The following is a 3,762-nucleotide window of genomic DNA, read 5'->3' on the forward strand; positions in this document are numbered from 1 at the left end:
AATCATTGCGTGCCAACTACACGATGTTCAATAACAAGGACTACGTTGTCCGCGATGGTGAAGTTGTTCTGGTTGATGCGTTCTCTGGTCGTATTCAAGAAGGACGTCGTTTCTCTGATGGTTTGCACCAAGCTTTGGAAGCCAAGGAACAAGTGCAAATTCAAGAAGATAACCGTGCAATGGCATCAATTACGTACCAAAACTTGTTCCGTCGTTACAAGAAGTTGTCTGGTATGACGGGTACGGCGAAGACTGAAGCAGAAGAATTCCGTGAGATTTACAACATGGAAATTGTTGAAATCCCAACGAACCGACCTGTGCAACGTATCGACGAACCAGACTTGTTGTACCCTAACTTGCGTTCTAAGTTTATCGCGGTTGTTGCCTTGGTTAAGGAACTGCACGAGAAGGGTCAACCAATCTTGATTGGTACGGTTGCAGTTGAAACGTCAGAATTGTTGTCTCAATTGCTTGACCGTGAAGGAATCCCACACAACGTCTTGAACGCGAAGAACCACGCCAAGGAAGCTGAAATCGTTGCCAACGCTGGTCAACGTGGTGCCGTGACGATTGCCACCAACATGGCCGGTCGTGGAACTGACATCAAGCTTGGCCCTGGTGTGTCTGATTTGGGAGGCCTTGCTGTTATCGGAACTGAACGACACGAATCACGTCGTATTGATAATCAATTACGTGGACGTGCTGGTCGTCAAGGTGACAAGGGATACTCACAATTCTTCTTGTCATTGGAAGACGATTTGATGATTCGTTTCGGTGGTGAGCGTATTAAGACCTTGATGGAACGCATGAACCTTGCTGAAGAAGACGCCGTTATCAAGAATCGTTTGATTACACGTTCAGTTGAATCAGCCCAAAAGCGTGTCGAAGGTAATAACTACGACTCACGTAAGAACGTTTTGCAGTATGACGATGTTATGTCACAACAACGTAACACGTTCTATGCCAACCGTAACCAAGTTATCGATGAAGAAGAATCATTGCGCAATGTTATTTTGCCAATGGTTGAGCGAACGATTAACCGTGTTGTAGAGCGACATGCCTTGGGTAAGGAAGATGAATGGGACTTGCAGTCAATTGTTGATTTTGCTGGGGCTGTCATTGTGCCGGATGATTCAATTGATGTGTCAGATTTGCAAGGCAAGTCACAAGACGATATTAAGGCATATTTGTACAACCGTGCCAAGGAAGTCTACGATCAAAAGCGTGATGCTTTGGTTGACGATGAGCAATTATTGCAATTCACACGTGTTGTTATCTTGCGTGTCGTGGATGCCCAATGGACGGACCACATGGATGCCATGAACCAATTGCGTGATGCCATTCAATTGCGTGGTTACGGTCAGTTGAACCCATTGATTGAATATCAAAACGAAGGATTCCGCATGTTTGAAGAGATGATTGCTGGGATTGAATATGACGCCACGCGTTTGTTCATGAAGTCAGAAATTCGTCAAAACTTGCGTGCCTAAACACGAATTTAACGGGGAAAGTCGGGTAGCTGGCTTTCCTTTTTCATATCAAAGAGGAGAAAATAATGGAGCTTTCAGAAGCACGTCGTTCATTAGCTGAAATGGGCGAAGAAATTACGCGATTTGGTGAGTCATTGGATTTGGATGCTTTGAATGACGAAATTGCCGCGAACGAAGACGACATGGCGCAACCTGATTTTTGGAATGATAATGTTGCTGCTCAAAAAGTGATCGACGCGAATAACATTTTGAAGGGGCGCCGAGATGATTATTTGAATCTGACGGCAGGCGTAGAAAATGTTGAAACCGCCCTGGAACTGTTAGCTGAGATGCCGGATGAAGATATGCAAGCCGAGATGGAAGCCGATCTTGAAAAGTTAGCCGCTGACTTGGAATCTTACCGATTGGCTCAGTTGCTTAATGAACCTTATGACAAGAACAACGCGATTCTTGAAATTCACCCGGGTTCAGGTGGAACGGAATCCGCTGACTGGGGTGCTAACCTGCAACGAATGTATACCCGTTGGGCGGAACGCCATGGTTTCAAGGTTGAAATCATGGATTATCACCCCGGCGATGTGGCCGGCATTGATTCGGCGACCTTGATGATTACGGGGCATAATGCGTACGGTTATTTGCGCTCAGAGCGTGGAGTGCACCGATTTGTTCGTATCTCACCGTTTGACTCAGCTGGTCGTCGTCACACGTCCTTTGTTTCAATCGACGTGATGCCAGAATTGGATGATTCAGTGGACGTCGATATTAACCCAGCCGATGTTAAGATGGACGTTTATCGTGCATCTGGAGCGGGTGGACAGCACATTAACAAGACATCATCAGCCGTTCGTTTGACACACATCCCAACTGGAATTGTCGTTGCCTCACAGCAGCAACGTTCACAATTTCAGAACAAGGATACAGCCTACGCTATGCTTCGTGCCAAGCTTTACCAACTTGAGATGGATAAGAAGGAAAAGGAACGTGCATCAATTGCCGGTGAGCAACTAGAAAACGGTTGGGGGTCTCAAATTCGATCATATGTCTTCCAACCATACCGAATGGTAAAAGATCACCGAACTAATTATGAGTCTGGTAATCCACAGGGCGTAATGGATGGTGATCTAGATCCGTTCATTAATGCTTACCTACGTTGGAAGCTTGCTGAGCAAAATCCTGACTAAAAGTAACAAAGTGTTCTTTTCACAATGAATGATTTATCGGAATGTTTGTAAGAAAGTGTTAAACAATACATTTCTGTACATTAATTCACAATTTTTCAGTAGCGACAAATGCCTATTTAAAGGTGTTTGTCGCTTTTTGTTTCATGAACGAAACATCATGTGTGAAGAAAGTGTGAATACTCTATTGCTAAATTTATGTAAGTACATTATAGTTATATATGTTAATTGATTCACATATTTTATTTAGGATTATTTAGGAGATATTATTATGATTTCATGGTTGCGTAACAACAAGGTTGCAATGTGGATTTTGACGATTGCACGTGTTTACTTGGGTACACAATGGGTAATGGACGGTGTTGAAAAGGTTACTGCTAAGGGTGGCTTCAACGCTGCAGGTATGATTAACATGGCGCTTGCAAAGCCAGTTACGAACCCTGAAGGTCACAAGGCATTCCCTTGGTATGACTGGTTCTTGAACTTGGCTACGAACCACGGTCACTCAACTGGCTTCTTCTCATTTGCGGTTGCTTGGGGTGAATTGTTTGTTGGTTTGGGATTGATCTTCGGTACGTTGACTTTGGCAGCTGCCTTCTTCGGTATGATTATGAACTTCTCATACTTGGGTGCCGGTGTTGTCTCAGTTAACCCAACGTTCATCTTCATCGAAATGTTCATCTTGATGGGTGGTTACAACTCAGCACGTATCGGTTTGGACCACTGGGTAACGCCATTCTTGCGTTCAAAGTTGCCATTCTTGAACAATGACATTGAGATTAGCAAGTAATAATTACTGATAAAAATAAGCGACTAGAATTTCGGTTCTAGTCGCTTTTTCTTTTGCTTATGCACAAAAAGTAAAAACAAGGTTAATTAACTCAGTTTTAGGACAAAATGAGTACAGCATGGAACTTTTAGTAAACTATCGATAAGTAATGAAGTTAAAGTGGGTTTTATTACGAAGCTGGCTGGGGTGACAATTGGTAATTGTGGCCACGTTAAAGGCTAACTAGCTTTTGAGTAAATTAGGAGTGGGTAAAATGATTCAACGAGATGGGACGAGAAAGAAGCTATATAAGGCAGGCAAGATA

The 3,762-nt window shown here is 43.5% G+C and carries 2 protein-coding genes and 1 pseudogene; all 3 read left to right on the forward strand.

What is annotated here, in order from left to right; translation table 11 throughout:
- Nucleotides 1-1,490 (forward strand): annotated as a pseudogene (locus tag WEIDD23_RS14435) (preprotein translocase subunit SecA); the annotation flags it as partial.
- Between the two features lie 65 nt (nucleotides 1,491-1,555).
- Entirely contained in the window at nucleotides 1,556-2,671 is a 1,116-nt protein-coding gene (gene prfB, locus WEIDD23_RS03510) for a peptide chain release factor 2 (RefSeq protein WP_029237461.1), read from the forward strand.
- Nucleotides 2,672-2,939: 268 nt separating this feature from the next.
- Complete coding sequence (locus WEIDD23_RS03515; protein ID WP_010372306.1) at nucleotides 2,940-3,458, forward strand: DoxX family membrane protein; 519 nt, start codon at nucleotides 2,940-2,942, stop codon at nucleotides 3,456-3,458.
- Nucleotides 3,459-3,762 lie beyond the last annotated feature (304 nt).

Origin of the sequence: Weissella sp. DD23, assembly GCF_001579105.1 — a bacterium.
Classification (GTDB): domain Bacteria; phylum Bacillota; class Bacilli; order Lactobacillales; family Lactobacillaceae; genus Weissella; species Weissella cibaria.

What these genes read in the sequence shown, in the direction of transcription:
- prfB (WP_029237461.1), top strand. Translation starts at nt 1,556, where the DNA reads ATGGAGCTTTCAGAAGCACGTCGTTCATTAGCTGAAATGGGCGAAGAA.
- WEIDD23_RS03515 (WP_010372306.1), top strand. Translation starts at nt 2,940, where the DNA reads ATGATTTCATGGTTGCGTAACAACAAGGTTGCAATGTGGATTTTGACG.